This is a genomic window from Ewingella americana ATCC 33852 (assembly GCF_000735345.1).
GTDB classification, from domain to species: domain Bacteria; phylum Pseudomonadota; class Gammaproteobacteria; order Enterobacterales; family Enterobacteriaceae; genus Ewingella; species Ewingella americana.
In genome coordinates, this window is record NZ_JMPJ01000071.1 from 13200 (window position 1) to 30195 (window position 16996).

Here is a 16996-nt window from a genome sequence, read left to right on the forward strand (position 1 = left end):
GGAGAGTCCAGACGCCAGAAAGCAAAAAACCAGCCGTTAAGCTGGTTTCTTTAAAGATGGTGCCCGGACTCGGAATCGAACCAAGGACACGGGGATTTTCAATCCCCTGCTCTACCGACTGAGCTATCCGGGCAACGGGGCGCATTAAACCGTATTGGCCGGTGGGCGTCAACGGCTTTATGCGAGAAACCTCATAAAAACGGTTTGTTTGCTGCCTTTTCAGTCAAAAGAGAGAGCAGCAAGCCATTTTCAGCGGCTATTTAGGCCAGAGCCCCATGTTCACGACAGCGCGCCACGTTGAGTACGTCTTCTGCCAACCGACGCGCCACGTCGACGTCGTGCAGCTGGCGTTTGACCAGCAGCTTGCTCAGGCAGCCTTCGAGAATCAGCTCCATCTGCTCGGCAACCATCTGCGCGTCGTCAGACCCCATCTCCTGCAATAGCTCGAAGGTGTAGTCATAAGAAGCCTGTTTCTGCTGCTCGGCCAACTGGTGGATAGGCGATTCGGTATCCGGATAGAAACTGCATGCGGCGATGAATAAGCAGCCCGGATAGCGATTTTGCCGAACCTGCTCGTCGAGCACTTTGTAGCGCGCCAGCAATTTTTGCGGTGCGCTGAGGGTGTCATCCAGCAGCAGCTGGCGACGCCAGATATCAATCTGCTCGCCGTGGTGGCGCAGACTGTCGTACAGCAGCGCCTCGGCATCTGGCCAGAAACGGCGCAGATCGCTAAGTGGAATGCTGACCAATTCGGCAACGGATTCCAGTGACAGTGTGGCTAAACCGCGCTGTTCCAAAAGATTAAGTGTTTGGTCAAGGACCTGTTCACGTAGCACGTTTGCCTCCTCAAAATTCGCGTAATTCAGAACCTAGTGTCGTTTAAGGCTGCGTTTTCTGCAAATGGCCGACGAACTGGGTTGCATTCATAAAGCCGGTAACCCGCGACTGCGGTAACTCTTTGCCATCAGCGCCAAAGAACAGAATGGTCGGCAGCCCCAGCACCTGAAGGCGCTTTAGCAGCGCCACCTGCTGCGGGTTATTCTGCGTCACATCGGCTTGCAGTAACACCGTGTCTTTCAGCTCGTTTTGCACCTCTGGCGAGGTAAAGGTGTATTTCTCAAACTCTTTGCAAGCCACGCACCAGTCGGCGTACAAATCCAGCATCACTCTTTTGCCCTGCGCCTGCTGCAAGGCGGCATTCAGCTCTTCCACATTATTGATTTTGTGGAAGGCCAGCGCATGTTGCTGCACCGCGCTGCCCCCTTGTGGCGGGAACGCCCAGTCTTGCAGAGGTCGGCCCGCGACCAGCAGGGCAGCCAGCAGCAGCAACTGTAGGACGCGCACCAGCCCGCGCTGGCTCTTCAGGCTGATAATCAGCGCCCAGCCGAAGAAGGCAACTCCCAGCATACTCCACAATCTTAGTCCCCACACATCGCCGATGATTCGTTCTAGCAAGAACACCGGAAGCGCGAGGATCACAAAGCCAAAGCCTTCCTTAACATACTGCATCCACGGGCCGCTGCGTGGCAGCAGGCGGTTGCCGAACAGCGTGACGATAATCAGCGGGATACCCATGCCCAAGGCGTAAAGGTAGAGGGTTCCCGCACCGGCCCACAGGTTTCCACTCTGGGCGATATACAGCAGTATGGCGCTCAGCGGCGCGGTGGTACAAGGCGAGCAGATAAGCCCGGCCAGCGCGCCCATAATAAAGACGCCCGCCAGCGAGCCGCCTTTTTGGTCATTGCTCCACAGGGTGAGGCGAGTCTGCACCGAGGAAGGCAATTGCAAGCTGAACAGGCCGAACATCGACAGGGCCAGCAGGATAAAGGCAGCAGAGAGCACAATCAGCACCCAAGGACTTTGTAGCGCGGCCTGGAACTGAAGCCCGGCGGCGGCAACCACCATGCCCAGCAAGGTATAGGTCAGCGCCATGCCCTGAACATAAACCAGCGCCAGCAGGAAGATGCGTTTCATGCTTTGCGGGCGCTGGCGGCCAAGAATAATGCCGGAAATCAGCGGATACATCGGCAGTACGCACGGGGTGAAGGCGATACCAATGCCAATCAGCAAAGCCCAAAGCGGCGAGAAGGGCAGCGGCGTGGCCTGCGGCGTCGGCGCGGCTTCAATCGGCTTCTCTGCTGTTGAAGGTGGTGTCGCGGCGTCAGCAGCCTGCCCGCTGACTTCGCTCAGCGGAATAATGCGAGTTTCCGGCGGGTAGCAGAAGCCCGCCACCGCGCAGCCCTGATAGCTGACTTTCAGCGATGCCTGAGCACTCGCCTGACGCAGCGGTACGCTAAGATTCAGCTGCTTTTCATAGACTTGGGTATCGCCAAAGAACTCATCGTGATGCTCCAGACCCTTCGGCAAGATAAATGCCGCCAGCTGGGCTTGGTCGCCGACTAACTCGATTTTGTCGCGATAGAGATAGTAGCCATCGCGGATCTTCCAGTTGAGTTTGAGGTTGGGACCTTGTTGCTGAAAATCGAAGTCGAATGCCTGATCAACCGGCACGAACTGCGGGTTCGCAGGCTGGCTGAACAGGGAAGCCTGAGCGTGCAGCGGCAGTAAGAACAGGCTACAAATCAGGAGGAAAAGGCGAAAAATGCGGTGATCCATGCGGATTATCTTTCTCTTAGTCACGGTCAGCAGCAACCGCTGGTTAAATCGCAAGAGGGCGCGCGTCGCTTCATGCCACGGCGCGTTAATAGAAGCTGATTATAGCCCGCGCAAAGGGTGAGCAGAAAGCGTTGGAATGTCAGGGTTTGTCAGAGTGGCGCGAGGAGGGCGAGAACAGGGGCCGAAGCCCCTGTGAAAAACTGTTAGAGAATGATGCTGCCGAGGCCAAACCCGAACAGCACCGACAGGAATACGCCGATGGTGCCGGGGATGAAGAACGGGTGGTTGAAGACGAAACGGCCGATGCGCGTGGTGCCGGTGTCATCCATTTGTACTGCCGCAACCAGCGTCGGGTAGGTCGGCAGAATGAACAAGCCGGAGACGGCGGCAAAAGAGGCCACGGCGGTCAGCGGGGTGACGTTTAACGCCAGCGCCAGCGGCATCAAAGCTTTGGCGGTGGCCGCCTGTGAGTAGAGCAGCGCCGAGCAGAAGAAGAAAATCACCGCCAGCAGCCACGGGTGAGACTGAATCAGTTCACCGGCAGTGTCTTTAATCCAACCCAGATTGGCCTGCACGAAGGTATCGCCCAGCCACGCTACGCCGAGAATACAGATACAGGCACTCATGCCCGCCTTGAAAGTGCCGGAGGTGAGGATGGAGTCGGTGTTAATCCGGCAAATCAGCGTGGTCAGGGTCGCCACGCTCAACATGATGATCAGAATTGCGCTGGTGGTATTCATCAGCGGTTTCTCCACCCAGCCGAGGCTCGGGCTGTTGACCACCGCGTAGCCCACCACGCTGAAAACGCCGAGCAGGAACAGCAACACGGAGAGTTTAGCGCGCGGTTTGATGGCTTTGCGGTTGTTGCCGCGCAGTTCCACCAGACCTTCTTCATAGCGCTTGAGGTAAACCGGGTCGTCAGACAGCTTCGAGTTGAATAACCAGCCAATCAGCAGCGACATCACGATAACCGCCGCGAAGGTGGAGGGGATCATCACCATCAATAGGTGCAGATAGCTGACCCCGTGACCTTCCATCACCGACGACATATAGACCACCGCCGCCGAAATCGGCGAGGCCGTGATACCAATTTGCGCAGCAACCACTGCCGTGGAAAGTGGGCGGCAAGGCTTAATTCCCTGCTCTTTTGCCACTTCGGCAATCACCGGCAGCGCGGAGAGCGAGATGTTGCCAGTACCGGCCAACAGGGTGAGGAAATAGGTAACGATAGGAGCCAGCAGGGTGATGTGCTTAGGGTTACGACGCAGCAGCTTTTCGGTTTGCTGCACCAGATAGTCCATGCCGCCTGCCACCTGCATGGTGGAGATCGCGGCGATCACCGCCATGATGATGGAGATGACGTCAAAAGGGATGCTGCCGGGTTTAACGCCGCAGAGGGCCAGCGCCAGAACGCCAATTCCTCCTGCAAACCCAATGCCTATCCCGCCCAGCCGCGCGCCCAAAAAAATCGCCGCCAGTACAATGATGAGTTCGATGATTAACATGTTTGTCCGTCCATTGATGCCAACTAAATAGAAATAAAATGAAAATGAGATGTTGTGTAATTGTTGTTATGCACAAAAAAAAAGGCTCGCTGTTCGTGAGAACAACGAGCCTTAAGGCTAAAGATTATCTCTGTTACTGTTCGTTTTCATCCGTGTACCGTTTGGCCTTGTAGGCTGGGTGCATCAGGTTCTCGATAGAGAAGATGTCGTCCAGTTCAGCCTCTGTTAGCAGCCCGCGTTCCAATACGACTTCGCGCACGCTCTTACCGGTTTCAGCACAAATCTTCCCGACAATATCGCCATTGTGGTGGCCGATGAACGGGTTGAGGTAAGTGACGATACCGATAGAGTTGAAGACGTAAAACTCGCAAACTTCTTTATTCGCTGTAATGCCGTTGATGCATTTTTCCAGCAGATTGTAGCAGGCATTGGTCAGAATATGGATGGATTCGAACATCGCCTGGCCGATCACTGGCTCCATCACGTTCAGCTGCAACTGGCCCGCTTCGGCAGCCATGGTCACGCACACGTCGTTACCAATAACTTTGAAGCACACCTGATTGACCACTTCTGGAATCACCGGGTTAACTTTGGCTGGCATGATAGAAGAACCAGCCTGCAATTCTGGCAGGTTGATTTCGTTCAGGCCGGCGCGTGGGCCGGAAGAGAGCAGGCGCAGGTCGTTACAGATTTTAGAAAGCTTAACCGCCAGACGTTTCAGCGAGCTGTGAACCATCACGTAAGCGCCGCAGTCGGAGGTTGCTTCAATCAGGTCTTCTGCCGGGATACATGGCAGGTTGCTGACTTCAGCCAGTTTCTCCACCGCCAGCTGTTGGTAGCCTTCCGGGGTGTTTAGGCGAGTACCGATAGCCGTGGCGCCAAGGTTCACTTCCAGCAGCAATTCGCCGGTGCGCAGCAGGTTACGGGTCTCTTCTTTTAACAGCACGTTGAACGCGTGGAACTCTTGACCGAGGGTCATCGGCACGGCGTCTTGCAGCTGAGTACGGCCCATCTTAATGATGTTTTCGAACTCTTTGGCTTTACGCTCGAAGCCGTCACCGAGCTGGTCGATGGCGTCAATCAGTTTGAGCAGAGAAGCATAAACGGCCAGACGGAAGCCGGTTGGATAGGCGTCATTGGTAGACTGACACTTATTCAGATGATCGTTTGGATTGAGGTACTGGTAGTCACCTTTCTGGTGGCCCATCAGTTCCAGCCCAATGTTGGCCAGCACTTCGTTGGTGTTCATATTGACCGAGGTACCCGCGCCGCCTTGGAAGACGTCAATCGGGAACTGATCCATGCACTTGCCTTTATTCAGCACTTCATCACAAGCCTGAATAATGACGTCGGCGATGTGGCGTGGGATGGTGTGCAGCTCTTTATTTGCAAGCGCGGCTGCTTTCTTCACCATAACCATGCCCCGGACGAACTCCGGTACATCGCTGATTTTTGTGTTGCTGATATAGAAGTTTTCAATCGCCCGCAGGGTGTGAATTCCATAATAAGCCTCAGCTGGAACTTCGCGAGTACCCAGCAGATCTTCCTCGATACGAATCGTATTTGACATGAGAACCTTCTTTTTGGTGCTTGAACACGTTATGCGATGTTTGAAATTATGTTACTAACAGAGGGAAATTAAAAACGATCAACCGCTGTTTGTAGTACGAAGGCGATCATATGCTGCTCTTGGCGAATTGCACGCACTAAGATCACTCTCCTGCACTGTTACGGAGCATCTATTTCTGTATCTGTGAGAACTCTCACAAATCATTCCTCTGCTCAATTAAATCTGCGGCGAAGGTTGAAAAAAGGCCACTCCGCTACCACCTCAGTGTAGACAGCCCGAGGCAGAACGATCATTTAGTTCGCTTTCAGGCCCATTTTTATGGTTTCGGCATGTTGCCTTCACGGCCTGCCGGGGCCTCATCACAAGGAGAATGCGGTGCGCTGGTTACCGTTACTGTTGTTATTTCTGTTGGCTTACATCGAAATAACCTTATTTATCAAAGTGGCTGCCTTTATTGGCGTGGCCATGACGCTGCTGCTGGTGGTCTTCACCTCTTGTGTGGGTGTTTCTCTGGTGAAAAATCAGGGCATGAAGACTTTCATGCAGTTACAGCAAAAATTGGCGCTGGGCGAAAGCCCTGCGGCGGAGATGGTCAAGAGCGTGTCTCTGGTCTTGGCAGGCTTCTTGCTGCTGGTTCCGGGCTTCTTCACCGACTTCCTCGGCCTGCTGCTGTTGCTGCCGCCGGTGCAGAAATCCCTGACGCTAAAACTAATGCCGCACCTCAATATCGTGCGTTCTGGCGGCAACTGGGGTAAGAGCCAGCCGACCGGAAACACCTTCGAGGGCGAGTTCAAACGCACTGACGAACAGACTGAACGTCTTGTTTCGCCAGAAAAAGATGACGACATCGATGGCCGCGGCCGCTAATATCCGCGCCCTCGGTTGTTAAATTATTGTTGTGAAAGGGGATGAGGTGCCGCCAGCAAGGCGCACTCTTCTGGTAAAGAAAACTGGCAAAGAAAACGCGATTTTTTTTGCTTTTCCCCTTGAAGGGCGGCGTAACGCCCCCATTAAACAAACCACGAGGCCGGGCAGATGACTGTCAGGCATTCAACCCTAAATATAGTTATGGACCCGCTCACAGGAGAGTTATCAATGAAAATTCGTCCATTGCATGACCGCGTTATCGTCAAGCGTAAAGAAGTAGAATCTAAATCCGCTGGCGGCATCGTTCTGACTGGCTCTGCTGCTGGTAAATCTACCCGCGGTGAAATCCTGGCCGTCGGTCATGGTCGCATCCTGGAAAATGGTGAAGTGAAAGCGCTGGACGTTAAAGTTGGCGACATCGTTATTTTCAACGACGGTTACGGCGTTAAAGCTGAGAAGATCGACAACGAAGAAGTGTTGATCATGTCCGAAAGCGACATTCTGGCAATCGTAGAAGCCTAATCGGTCCCTACCACTTTTCTGAACTGAACGAATTTAAGGTAAATAACAATGGCAGCTAAAGACGTAAAATTCGGTAACGACGCACGTGTAAAAATGCTTCGTGGCGTAAACATCCTTGCCGATGCAGTTAAAGTTACCCTGGGCCCTAAAGGCCGTAACGTAGTTTTGGACAAATCTTTCGGCGCACCAACCATCACTAAAGATGGCGTGTCAGTAGCTCGTGAAATCGAACTGGAAGACAAGTTCGAAAACATGGGTGCGCAAATGGTGAAAGAAGTTGCGTCCAAAGCTAACGATGCAGCGGGTGACGGTACTACTACCGCAACCGTTCTGGCGCAATCCATCATCACTGAAGGCCTGAAAGCTGTTGCTGCTGGCATGAACCCGATGGACCTGAAACGTGGTATCGACAAAGCTGTTGTTGCCGCTGTTGAAGAATTGAAAAAACTGTCTGTGCCATGTGCTGATTCTAAAGCCATCGCTCAGGTAGGTACTATCTCCGCTAACTCCGACGAAACCGTAGGTAAACTGATCGCTGAAGCGATGGAAAAAGTCGGTAAAGAAGGCGTGATCACCGTTGAAGAAGGTACCGGCCTGCAAGACGAGCTGGACGTTGTTGAAGGTATGCAATTCGACCGCGGTTACCTGTCTCCATACTTCATCAACAAACCAGAAACCGGTTCTGTTGAACTTGAAAGCCCATTCATCCTGCTGGCTGACAAGAAAATCTCTAACATCCGTGAAATGCTGCCAGTGCTGGAAGCCGTTGCTAAAGCCGGTAAACCACTGCTGATCATTGCTGAAGACGTTGAAGGCGAAGCCTTGGCGACTCTGGTAGTGAACACCATGCGCGGTATCGTGAAAGTGGCTGCGGTTAAAGCACCAGGCTTCGGCGACCGTCGTAAAGCTATGCTGCAAGACATCGCAACCCTGACTGGCGGTACTGTAATCTCTGAAGAGATCGGTCTGGAGCTGGAAAAAGCCACTCTGGAAGACATGGGTCAGGCTAAACGTGTTGTTATCAACAAAGACACCACCATCATCATCGACGGTGTTGGCGAAGAGTCTACTATTCAGGGCCGTGTTTCTCAGATTCGTCAGCAGATCGAAGAAGCGACCTCTGACTACGATCGTGAAAAACTGCAAGAGCGTGTGGCTAAACTGGCTGGCGGCGTAGCCGTTCTGAAAGTTGGCGCAGCGACTGAAGTTGAAATGAAAGAGAAGAAAGCGCGCGTTGAAGATGCCCTGCACGCGACCCGTGCTGCGGTAGAAGAAGGCGTGGTTGCTGGTGGTGGTGTTGCGCTGATCCGCGTTGCTCACACTCTGGCAGACCTGAAAGGCGACAACGACGACCAGAACGTGGGTATCCGCGTTGCTCTGCGCGCGATGGAAGCTCCACTGCGTCAGATCGTGGTTAACGCTGGCGAAGAAGCTTCTGTTATCGCTAACACTGTTAAAGCAGGCGAAGGCAGCTTCGGCTACAACGCTTACACCGAACAGTACGGCGACATGATTGCGATGGGTATCTTGGACCCAACTAAAGTGACCCGTTCTGCATTGCAGTTCGCCTCTTCAGTTGCTGGCCTGATGATCACCACCGAGTGCATGATCACCGACCTGCCGAAAGACGATAAAGTCGATATGGGCGGCGCTGGCGGCATGGGTGGTATGGGCGGCATGGGCGGCATGATGTAATCATTCCCCCCAGCGTTCATCCGCTGAATATGCAGGTTGCGTAAGCAATTTGTGTGTTAAAGAGACCCGGTCCTTAGTGGCCGGGTTTTTTTATTTGACCCTTTTTTCTTCGTTTCAGTAAGATAACTCTCATCGTCTCCTGAGTTTAGCGTGTAAACTCTACACTATCTCTGTCTCAGGTAACGCGTTGAAGCTTGCGTAAACGTGGCAACGGATGCCTAAGAGAACACGGCGTTCTCTGATAGGCTTTATGAGATTTCAATATCAAATGGGGAAAGTGATGCGGATTAAAATGTTACTGGGCCTGTCAGCTGCCATGCTGCTTGCCGGGTGCAGTACCACTCATCAACTGGATGCAGCGGGTCAGCAAGTTAAATTTACTGATAGCAAACCGAGTAAAGATTGCCAGCTGATTGGTGAAGTGACCGGTACGCAGAGCAATTGGTTATCAGGAAGCGGCGGTAACGGTAGCTCAATGCGCGGTGCTGCAAATGACCTGCGTAACAAAGCTGCTGCGATGGGTGGTAACACCATTTATGGCGCGAACAGCCCAACGCAAAGCTTCGTCTCCAGCTTCGTTCCTGTTGACAGCAAAATGATCGGTCAGGTCTACAAGTGCCCATAAGGGGTTAACACTTTCCTGAAACGACATTGAATTAACCATGAATAAAAAGGGATGCCTGTAATGGGCATCCCTTTTTTCATGGCGTGGACCTGCGCTGGGGGATCAGGACTGCTTAAGGCGCAGGTCGAGAATGGTTTTGCTTGGCTCACCGCCGATTTCGCGGGTCAGTTTCGGCACCATATAGCCCGACACCTTGCTCATCAGCCCTTTCATGATGACGCGAGCTTCATCGTCGTCCACCATGAAATGCGCCGCGCCCTGAACCTTATCCAGCACGTGGATGTAGTAAGGCATGATGCCGCTGTCGAACAGCGCGTTGCTCAAGGCCGCTAGCGTATCAGCACAATCGTTGACGCCGCGCAGCAGCACGCTCTGGTTGAGCATAGTCACACCGGCTTTTTTCAGCTCGGCGATGCTGGCGCGGAACTCATCATCAATCTCGTTAGCGTGATTGATATGGGTCACCATCAGCACTTGCAGGCGGGATTCGCTCAGGCGCTGGCACAGTTTCGGCGTAATTCGCGCAGGGATAACCACCGGCAAACGGGTGTGGATCCGCAGGCGTTTTATGTGGCTAATGGCTTCCAGTTCTGTGATCAACCAGTCAAGTTCGTGATCTTTTGCCATCAAAGGATCACCACCCGAGAAAATAATTTCATCGAGTTCAGGGTGTGAGCGGATATAATCCAGCGCCTGAACCCAGTTGGCTTTATTTCCCTGGTTTTCCTGATAAGGAAAATGACGGCGGAAGCAGTAGCGGCAATTCACCGCGCAACCGCCTTTCACCAGCAATAGCGCGCGGTTACTATACTTGTGCAATAGCCCTGGGACGACACTACGTTGTTCATCCAGAGGGTCCGTGGTGAAGCCCGGCGCGGCGATAAACTCTTCGCGTGCGGTCAGCACCTGTAGCAGTAAAGGATCATGCGGATCGCCCGGTTGCATGCGTGCAACAAAGGCGCGCGGAACGCGTAGCGGGAACAAACGACGGGCTTCATGCCCTGTTTGCAGTTCTGCATTATTGTTAAGTGCCAGAAGAGTAAGCAGTTCATCCGGGTCTGTAATAACATCGCCGAGTTGATGCAACCAATCTTCTCTAAATGGCGCGTTTAGGGTTACAATGTTTGCCATTTTTTTGGCTAATACCAGTTTAAAATTAGAGGGCCATTATGGCGACTTATTCTAGCAACGATTTCCGTCCGGGTCTTAAAATCATGTTCGAAAGCGAACCATACGCGATCGAATCCAGCGAATTCGTAAAACCAGGCAAAGGCCAGGCTTTCGCACGCGTTAAAATGCGTCGCCTGCTGACCGGTTCTCGTGTTGAGAAAACCTTCAAATCTACCGACTCTTGCGAAGGCGCAGACGTTGTAGATACCAACATGACTTACCTGTACAACGACGGTGAGTTCTTCCACTTCATGCACCCTGAGACTTTCGAGCAGCACGGTGTTGAAGAGAAAACCGTTGCTGACGCGGCAAAATGGCTGCAAGACAACGCGGAATGTATCGTGACTCTGTGGGACGGTCGTCCTATCGCTGTTCAGCCGCCGAACTTCATCGAAGCTGAAATCACTGATACTGACCCAGGTCTGAAAGGTGATACAGCGGGTACCGGCGGCAAGCCTGCTACCCTGAGCACTGGTGCCGTGGTTAAGGTTCCATTATTCGTTCAGATTGGCGAAGTTGTCCGCGTTGACACCCGCTCTGGCGAATACGTCTCCCGCGTTAAGTAAGTCGATAGCGACATAACGTTGGCGAAAGCTGCGGCAGGCTCACCCCTGCCGTGACTTTCTTTGCATCATTTGCATCATTTGCATCATTTGCATCATTGGATTACGGCTACAATGTTGAAAAGAATATTGTTTATCGTGGTTTCTGTTATGGCGCTGGGTTTGCTGGCGGGCTGTAACACCGTGCATGGTTTTGGTGAAGATATTCAACATTTGGGCGGCGCTATCTCCCGACACACCTAAAGCTTCCGCGCAGGCTTTTGGTTTTTTAACTCCAAGTTTCAACCTTTCCGAAAATTCCCCGCATAATCCCGCATTGTTATTTTTTAACTACACTTAAGTGGTCGTACTTTACATTCTCTTATAGGAAGGAAATTTATATGCTGAAGAAAAGTATTCTCGCCATCTTATCTGTTTTGGTTCTCTCCAGTGCTCTGACGGCCTGTAACACCACTCGTGGGGTAGGCGAAGACATCTCTGCTGGTGGGCAAGCTATCCAAAAAAGCACGCAATAATCCCGCGAACCCTCTTCAATAATGCAGATTCTGCCTGCATGGGATGTGCAGGCAGTACTCTTTTATGCAATTCTCTCTTTATGCAGTGCTTTCTTCAGGCAGTTTTCTCTTAAAGCTGATTCACCCACACTAGTTGGTGAGTATCAAAGCCATATTCCTGCGCGGTATTGAGCAGTTTCTCCCTGACTTCATCACTCAGCCTTGGCGTGCGTGACAAGATCCACAGGTAGCTCTTATTCGGGCCACAGACCAGCGCGTACTGGTAATCCTTATCCAGCTCAATCACGTTGTAGCCGCCATAGAAGGGGCCGAAGAAGGAGACTTTAAGCGCCGCGCGCGAGGTTGGCCCGGTGAAATAGCCTTTGCCTTCACTCTGCTGCCACTTCTGCTTTTTGATGTTATAGCCGCGATTAATCACCTTCACGCCGCCATCGTCACGCAGACTGTAATTGGCTGTGACCTGCTCCAAACCGCTTTCGAAACTGTGGTCCAGCCGGGCGATTTCGTACCATGTCCCCAAATAACGCGTTAACTCGAAGTTGTTGACCACTTTGACGTCGGCGGGAGGCGTCACGCTACAGGCAACCGACATGACCGCCGTTGCTAACACGCTCAATTTTGACCAGATTTTCATAAACCTACTTTCCTTAGAAGCCTGAACTAAGTGTAGGTAGAAATAGCAGAAAGGGATAATGCTGCGAGAAGAGAAACGGCCCGCAACACGGGCCGCGAATAGAGTGAAACCGATGGTTCAGATGCGAACCAGCACGATCAACGTCACGATGCTCAGAATGGTCGCCAAGCCGTAAAAAATCCATTTCCCGGCAGGAACGTGAATTTTTAGATCATGCATCGCGTGGTGGATCCGGTGCAAACCGCACCACAGCGGCAGGACGATCATCAGCAGCAGGAACAGGCGGCCAACCCAGCTTTGGGCGAAAGCGAGGATCCGCGGATAGCTCAGCGCGTCGCCGGGAAAGAAGCCTAAAGGCAGCAGGAAGCACACCAATAGGATCATCACCGGCGCGAAAATCGCGCTCCACATCCCCCCAGCGCCGAACAGCCCCCAAAAGACCGGCTCGTCAGAACGTTTTGGCAGAGTTTTATTCATCATCTCCTCCCTTTAATAAAGTAGCGCGAGGGTCAAAATCACCACTGTCGCGATGCCGGTGATGGCCCAAAAAGCCCCAATAATCGGCTCCGGCCCCATCTTCTGGTCTTTGACGATAATAATTGAAGCCTTGGGCGCTAACTCGAACCAGGTTTTGGTGTGTAACAGCGCCGCCAGCAGGGCAATCAGGTTAATCAACAGCACCACAGGATGTTGCAAGAAGGCCACATAGCTCGCCCAGCTCTCCGGCCCGTGTTTCAGCGAGAAAACCCCCGCCAGCAACAGCAGGCTAAACCAAACCGCAGGCACCGCCGTGCCTTCGCGCAGCATGTAGAAACGGTAAAATCCGGATTTATGCCACCAGTTGGCTTTCATCTCTGGCGTGTAAGGCTTTCTTTTACTTGGAGTATTCAGCATATTTTGTTCCCTCATTGCGGTCTGAGCCTCGCAATCATGAAGTCCTTCGAGCTTTCCACTTTGCCTTGCTGGATAGCCGCGGCGGGGTCGACATGTTTCGGGCAGACTTCCGAGCAGTAGCCGACAAAGGTACAGCTCCAGACGCCGTTTTGGCCGTTCAGCTGCGGCATTCGCTGTGCCTTGCCGTGGTCGCGGTTGTCCAGATTGTAGCGATGCGCCAGCGTGATAGCCGCCGGGCCGATGAACTCAGGGTTGAGGCCAAACTGTGGACACGCGGCGTAGCACAGGCCGCAGTTGATGCAGCCGGAGAACTGATGATATTTCTCCATCTGTGCCGGCGTCTGGTTGCCCGGCCCTTGGCTGGCATCGCGTGAGTTGCCGATGATATAGGGCTTGATGGCTTCCAGACTCTCGATGAAATGGGTCATGTCGACCACCAAATCACGCTCAATAGGGAAGTTGCCCAAGGCGGCAATCTGCATGCCGTCTGGGTATTCGCGCAGGAAGGTTTTGCAGGCCAGCTTAGGCACCCGATTGACCATCATGCCGCACGAGCCGCAGATAGCCATGCGGCACGACCAGCGATAGGAGAGGTCAGGGGCCAGGTGGTCTTTGATGTAGCCGAGGGCGTCCAGCAGCGAGGTGGTTTCATCAAAAGGCACGTCATAAATCACCGGATGCGGCGCGCTGTCGGTTTCCGGGTTATAGCGCATGATCTCAACCTTACGGCTTCTCATTTCAGCCATGGGATTGCTCCTTATCTTTTTTGTCCTGAGCATCTGACTCACCGCCGTAGACACGCTTGGCTGGCGGCAGGGTGGTGATTTTCACGTCGCCGTACTCAAGACGCGGCGCGGCGTCCGGCTGATAAAAGGCCAGCGTGTGTTTGAGGAAGTTCTCGTCATCACGCTGCGTGCAGCCTTCGTCAAGGCGCTGGTGCGCCCCGCGCGACTCTTTGCGGTGGAAGGCCGAGTGCGCCATGCATTCCGCCACGTCCAAGCCGTAGCCCAGCTCAAGCGTGTAGAGCAGGTCGGTGTTGAACACGCTTGAGGTGTCTTTGATTTTTATCCGTTTGTAACGCTGTTTTAGCTCGGCCAGCTTATCGATGGTTTTCTGCATTAATTCCGGCGTGCGGTAGATGCCGCAGCCTTCCTCCATCGACATGCCCATTTCGTCGCGGATGGTCGCCCAGCTTTCGTCGCCTTCCTGCGCCATCAGCGCCTGTAGGCGGTTTTCGATGTCAGCCACCTGTGCGTCCAGTGCGGCGCTATTGGCGGTTGAAACCGTCTCCGTGGCGCGCAGCGCGGCTTGTTCACCCGCCATGCGGCCAAACACCACCAGTTCCGCCAGAGAGTTAGAGCCGAGGCGGTTGGCGCCGTGCAGGCCGACCGACGAGCATTCGCCGACGGCAAACAGCCCTTTGATGCGGGTTTCGCACTGGGCGTTGGTTTCAATGCCGCCCATGGTGTAGTGCGCGGTCGGGCGAACCGGGATGGGTTCGTTGACGGGGTCGACGCCGACATAGGCTTTGGCTAATTCACAGATAAACGGCAGGCGCTCGCGCAGCTTTTTCTCACCCAAGTGGCGCAGGTCGAGATACACCACGTCGCCGCGCGGGGTGGATTCGGTTCTTCCGGCCCGCCATTCGTGCCAGAAAGCCTGAGACACCTTGTCGCGCGGGCCAAGCTCCATATATTTGTTCTTCGGCTCGCCGAGTGGCGTTTCCGGCCCCATGCCGTAGTCCTGCAAGTAGCGGTAGCCTTCTTTGTTGATAAGAATGCCGCCTTCGCCGCGACAGCCTTCGGTCATCAAAATACCGGAGCCGGGCAGGCCGGTGGGGTGATACTGCACGAACTCCATATCGCGCAGCGGGATGCCGTGGCGCAGCGCCATGCCCATGCCGTCGCCGGTCACAATGCCGCCGTTGGTGTTGTAGCGGTAGACGCGGCCCGCGCCGCCGGTGGCCATCACCACGGCGTTAGCGCGAATCTGCACCTTTTCGCCTTCCATCATGTTGATAGCGACCACGCCGTGTACCCGGCCATCGTCGACCAAGATGTCGAGGACGAAATGTTCGTCGAAGCGTTTGATTTTTGGATATTTGAGGGAGGTTTGGAACAGAGTGTGGAGGATATGGAAACCGGTTTTGTCGGCGGCGAACCACGTGCGTTCTATCTTCATTCCGCCGAAGCGCCGCACGTTGATGGAGCCATCGTCTTTGCGACTCCACGGGCAGCCCCAGATTTCTAGCTGGGCCATCTCTTCTGGGCATTGGTGGACGAAGTGGTCGACAACGTCCTGCTCACATAACCAGTCACCGCCGGACACGGTATCCTGAAAGTGATAGGCAAAGCTGTCGTGATCCTGAGTTACGGCGGCGGAGCCCCCTTCGGCAGCCACTGTGTGGCTTCGCATTGGATAAACTTTCGATATCAGCGCAATGTTGAGGCTGGGATTGGCTTCTGTTGCAGCTATGGCCGCGCGTAAACCCGCGCCACCTGCACCCACTATTACAATGTCGGCGTTAAAGGTTTGCACTGCATTCCTCCACTATCATCATGTGTCAGGCGTCTTAGCCTGTTGAAAAGCCAGCATTTATGATGGCTTTGTTGACTCTGATGGCATGCAGGCTCTGGCTCAGAGCAATATATTCTTATTATTTGTGTGGGTTTAATTATACCTAAAGGGGAGTAGCTGAAATTTGATGTGAATGCTGATTTTTTGCTTTCTGTAACTTCTGTTGCTGTTTTATGACACAGAATGAGATATTTGTTTGCCTGTCTGTATACGGGTAGACTGCACCCCCTTTTGAACTTCGGAGTTAAGCACCATGAGCGAAACAGCAAGCTGGCAACCCAGTGCTCCTATCGCCAATTTGTTGAAGCGCGCGGCAATCATTGCCGAGATTCGACGTTTTTTCGCTGATCGTGGCGTATTAGAAGTAGAAACCCCGGCCATGAGCCAGGCGACCGTCACGGACATCCATCTGGTGCCTTTCGAAACCCGCTTTGTCGGGCCGGGCGCGGCCGATGGCATGACGCTCTATCTGATGACCAGCCCGGAATATCACATGAAGCGCCTGCTGGCGGCGGGCAGTGGTCCTATCTATCAGATGGGCAAGAGCTTCCGCAACGAAGAGGCTGGCCGCCATCACAACCCTGAATTCACCATGCTGGAGTGGTATCGCCCACGCTATGACATGTATCGCCTGATGAACGAGGTGGATGACCTGTTGCAGCAGGTGCTGGATTGCGAAACCGCCGAAACGCTCTCTTATCAGCAAGCTTTTACCCGCCATTTGGACGTTGACCCGCTGTCAGCCGACAAGGCGCAGCTGCGCGAAGCGGCGGCGAAACTGGATTTATCCAACATTGCTGATACCGAAGAAGACCGCGACACCTTGCTGCAACTGCTGTTCACCATGGGCGTCGAGCCGCACATTGGCCGCGACAAGCCGACCTTTGTCTATCACTTCCCGGCGACGCAGGCCTCTCTGGCTGAAATCAGCACCGAAGATCACCGCGTAGCCGAGCGTTTTGAGGTCTATTACAAAGGCGTGGAGCTGGCGAATGGTTTCCGCGAGTTGACTGACGGACGCGAGCAGCAGCAGCGATTCGAGCAGGATAATCGCAAGCGTGCCGCCCGTGGCCTGCCGGTTCAGCCTATCGACCATAACCTGTTGGGCGCGTTGCAGCACGGCATGCCGGAGTGCTCTGGCGTGGCGCTGGGCGTGGACCGTTTGATCATGATTGCACTTGGCGCGGATAGCCTGAGTGAAGTTTTGGCCTTCCCGGTGATGAGAGCCTAAAAGGCGCAGCTT

Annotated in this window: 18 protein-coding genes and 1 tRNA gene; 8 read left to right on the forward strand and 11 right to left on the reverse strand. The window is 53.8% G+C overall.

Annotated elements, in window-relative coordinates:
* Positions 1–57 precede the first annotated feature (57 nt).
* The 5 genes from GEAM_RS19750 to aspA form a co-directional block, all read right to left on the reverse strand.
* Positions 58–133 (reverse strand) — tRNA-Phe (locus GEAM_RS19750).
* A 127-nt stretch (positions 134–260) separates the two neighbouring features.
* Positions 261–836: a division control transcriptional repressor DicD gene (gene dicD, locus GEAM_RS19755; protein WP_034795082.1), complete on the reverse strand. Its 576-nt coding sequence runs from the start codon at positions 834–836 to the stop codon at positions 261–263.
* 43 nt (positions 837–879) lie between these two features.
* Positions 880–2616, reverse strand: coding sequence for a protein-disulfide reductase DsbD (locus GEAM_RS19760; protein WP_034795085.1), 1737 nt, complete (start codon positions 2614–2616; stop codon positions 880–882).
* 203 nt (positions 2617–2819) lie between these two features.
* Complete coding sequence (locus GEAM_RS19765; protein WP_034795088.1) at positions 2820–4121, reverse strand: anaerobic C4-dicarboxylate transporter; 1302 nt, start codon at positions 4119–4121, stop codon at positions 2820–2822.
* Positions 4122–4254: 133 nt separating this feature from the next.
* Positions 4255–5691 (reverse strand): aspartate ammonia-lyase, encoded by a 1437-nt coding sequence (gene aspA / locus GEAM_RS19770; RefSeq protein WP_034795090.1) that lies wholly within the window; start codon positions 5689–5691, stop codon positions 4255–4257.
* Positions 5692–6066: 375 nt separating this feature from the next.
* Here aspA and GEAM_RS19775 point away from each other — a divergent pair, with 375 nt between their 5' ends.
* The 4 genes from GEAM_RS19775 (at position 6067) to GEAM_RS19790 (ending at position 9400) form a co-directional block, all read left to right on the forward strand.
* Entirely contained in the window at positions 6067–6558 is a 492-nt protein-coding gene (locus tag GEAM_RS19775; RefSeq protein WP_034795093.1) for an FxsA family protein, read from the forward strand.
* Between the two features lie 228 nt (positions 6559–6786).
* Complete coding sequence (locus tag GEAM_RS19780) at positions 6787–7080, forward strand: co-chaperone GroES (RefSeq protein WP_009636718.1); 294 nt, start codon at positions 6787–6789, stop codon at positions 7078–7080.
* A 48-nt stretch (positions 7081–7128) separates the two neighbouring features.
* Positions 7129–8775: a chaperonin GroEL gene (groL, locus tag GEAM_RS19785; RefSeq protein WP_034795098.1), complete on the forward strand. Its 1647-nt coding sequence runs from the start codon at positions 7129–7131 to the stop codon at positions 8773–8775.
* 280 nt (positions 8776–9055) lie between these two features.
* Positions 9056–9400 (forward strand): DUF4156 domain-containing protein, encoded by a 345-nt coding sequence (locus GEAM_RS19790; RefSeq protein ID WP_034795101.1) that lies wholly within the window; start codon positions 9056–9058, stop codon positions 9398–9400.
* 102 nt (positions 9401–9502) lie between these two features.
* On the opposite strand, the gene epmB is transcribed toward GEAM_RS19790, so the two are convergent.
* Positions 9503–10531, reverse strand: a complete 1029-nt coding sequence (epmB, locus tag GEAM_RS19795; RefSeq protein ID WP_034795103.1) for an EF-P beta-lysylation protein EpmB — start codon at positions 10529–10531, stop codon at positions 9503–9505.
* Positions 10532–10569: 38 nt separating this feature from the next.
* Here epmB and efp point away from each other — a divergent pair, with 38 nt between their 5' ends.
* The 3 genes from efp (at position 10570) to GEAM_RS19810 (ending at position 11648) form a co-directional block, all read left to right on the forward strand.
* Positions 10570–11136, forward strand: a complete 567-nt coding sequence (gene efp / locus GEAM_RS19800) for an elongation factor P (RefSeq protein WP_034795106.1) — start codon at positions 10570–10572, stop codon at positions 11134–11136.
* 111 nt (positions 11137–11247) lie between these two features.
* Entirely contained in the window at positions 11248–11376 is a 129-nt protein-coding gene (locus GEAM_RS19805) for an entericidin A/B family lipoprotein (RefSeq protein ID WP_034795109.1), read from the forward strand.
* A 137-nt stretch (positions 11377–11513) separates the two neighbouring features.
* Complete coding sequence (locus GEAM_RS19810) at positions 11514–11648, forward strand: entericidin A/B family lipoprotein (protein ID WP_034795112.1); 135 nt, start codon at positions 11514–11516, stop codon at positions 11646–11648.
* 109 nt (positions 11649–11757) lie between these two features.
* Here the strand turns inward: GEAM_RS19810 and blc are convergent, their stop codons facing one another.
* The 5 genes from blc to frdA all read right to left on the reverse strand — a co-directional run bounded on the left by blc (position 11758) and on the right by frdA (position 15714).
* Positions 11758–12282: an outer membrane lipoprotein Blc gene (gene blc, locus GEAM_RS19815; protein ID WP_034795115.1), complete on the reverse strand. Its 525-nt coding sequence runs from the start codon at positions 12280–12282 to the stop codon at positions 11758–11760.
* A gap of 117 nt (positions 12283–12399) precedes the next feature.
* Entirely contained in the window at positions 12400–12759 is a 360-nt protein-coding gene (gene frdD, locus GEAM_RS19820; RefSeq protein ID WP_411267880.1) for a fumarate reductase subunit FrdD, read from the reverse strand.
* A 12-nt stretch (positions 12760–12771) separates the two neighbouring features.
* Complete coding sequence (frdC, locus tag GEAM_RS19825; RefSeq protein ID WP_034795120.1) at positions 12772–13176, reverse strand: fumarate reductase subunit FrdC; 405 nt, start codon at positions 13174–13176, stop codon at positions 12772–12774.
* An 11-nt stretch (positions 13177–13187) separates the two neighbouring features.
* Positions 13188–13922 carry a succinate dehydrogenase/fumarate reductase iron-sulfur subunit gene (locus GEAM_RS19830; RefSeq protein WP_034795124.1) on the reverse strand — a complete coding sequence of 245 codons (735 nt, stop codon included), beginning with the start codon at positions 13920–13922 and terminating at the stop codon, positions 13188–13190.
* Entirely contained in the window at positions 13915–15714 is a 1800-nt protein-coding gene (gene frdA, locus GEAM_RS19835) for a fumarate reductase (quinol) flavoprotein subunit (RefSeq protein ID WP_034795127.1), read from the reverse strand. The genes GEAM_RS19830 and frdA overlap by 8 nt, the downstream gene beginning before the upstream one ends.
* A gap of 292 nt (positions 15715–16006) precedes the next feature.
* Between frdA and epmA the strand changes: the two genes are divergently transcribed.
* Complete coding sequence (epmA, locus tag GEAM_RS19840) at positions 16007–16984, forward strand: elongation factor P--(R)-beta-lysine ligase (protein WP_034795130.1); 978 nt, start codon at positions 16007–16009, stop codon at positions 16982–16984.
* Positions 16985–16996: the final 12 nt, after the last annotated feature.

Bases quoted from the DNA above. Each gene is read 5' to 3' on its own strand.
- groL (WP_034795098.1), top strand. From the start codon at position 7,129: ATGGCAGCTAAAGACGTAAAATTCGGTAACGACGCACGTGTAAAAATG.
- aspA (WP_034795090.1), bottom strand. From the start codon at position 5,691: ATGTCAAATACGATTCGTATCGAGGAAGATCTGCTGGGTACTCGCGAA.
- blc (WP_034795115.1), bottom strand. From the start codon at position 12,282: ATGAAAATCTGGTCAAAATTGAGCGTGTTAGCAACGGCGGTCATGTCG.
- efp (WP_034795106.1), top strand. From the start codon at position 10,570: ATGGCGACTTATTCTAGCAACGATTTCCGTCCGGGTCTTAAAATCATG.
- GEAM_RS19810 (WP_034795112.1), top strand. From the start codon at position 11,514: ATGCTGAAGAAAAGTATTCTCGCCATCTTATCTGTTTTGGTTCTCTCC.
- GEAM_RS19760 (WP_034795085.1), bottom strand. From the start codon at position 2,616: ATGGATCACCGCATTTTTCGCCTTTTCCTCCTGATTTGTAGCCTGTTC.
- GEAM_RS19765 (WP_034795088.1), bottom strand. From the start codon at position 4,121: ATGTTAATCATCGAACTCATCATTGTACTGGCGGCGATTTTTTTGGGC.
- GEAM_RS19780 (WP_009636718.1), top strand. From the start codon at position 6,787: ATGAAAATTCGTCCATTGCATGACCGCGTTATCGTCAAGCGTAAAGAA.
- GEAM_RS19830 (WP_034795124.1), bottom strand. From the start codon at position 13,922: ATGGCTGAAATGAGAAGCCGTAAGGTTGAGATCATGCGCTATAACCCG.
- epmA (WP_034795130.1), top strand. From the start codon at position 16,007: ATGAGCGAAACAGCAAGCTGGCAACCCAGTGCTCCTATCGCCAATTTG.
- GEAM_RS19790 (WP_034795101.1), top strand. From the start codon at position 9,056: ATGCGGATTAAAATGTTACTGGGCCTGTCAGCTGCCATGCTGCTTGCC.
- frdD (WP_411267880.1), bottom strand. From the start codon at position 12,759: ATGAATAAAACTCTGCCAAAACGTTCTGACGAGCCGGTCTTTTGGGGG.
- frdC (WP_034795120.1), bottom strand. From the start codon at position 13,176: ATGCTGAATACTCCAAGTAAAAGAAAGCCTTACACGCCAGAGATGAAA.
- epmB (WP_034795103.1), bottom strand. From the start codon at position 10,531: ATGGCAAACATTGTAACCCTAAACGCGCCATTTAGAGAAGATTGGTTG.
- GEAM_RS19805 (WP_034795109.1), top strand. From the start codon at position 11,248: ATGTTGAAAAGAATATTGTTTATCGTGGTTTCTGTTATGGCGCTGGGT.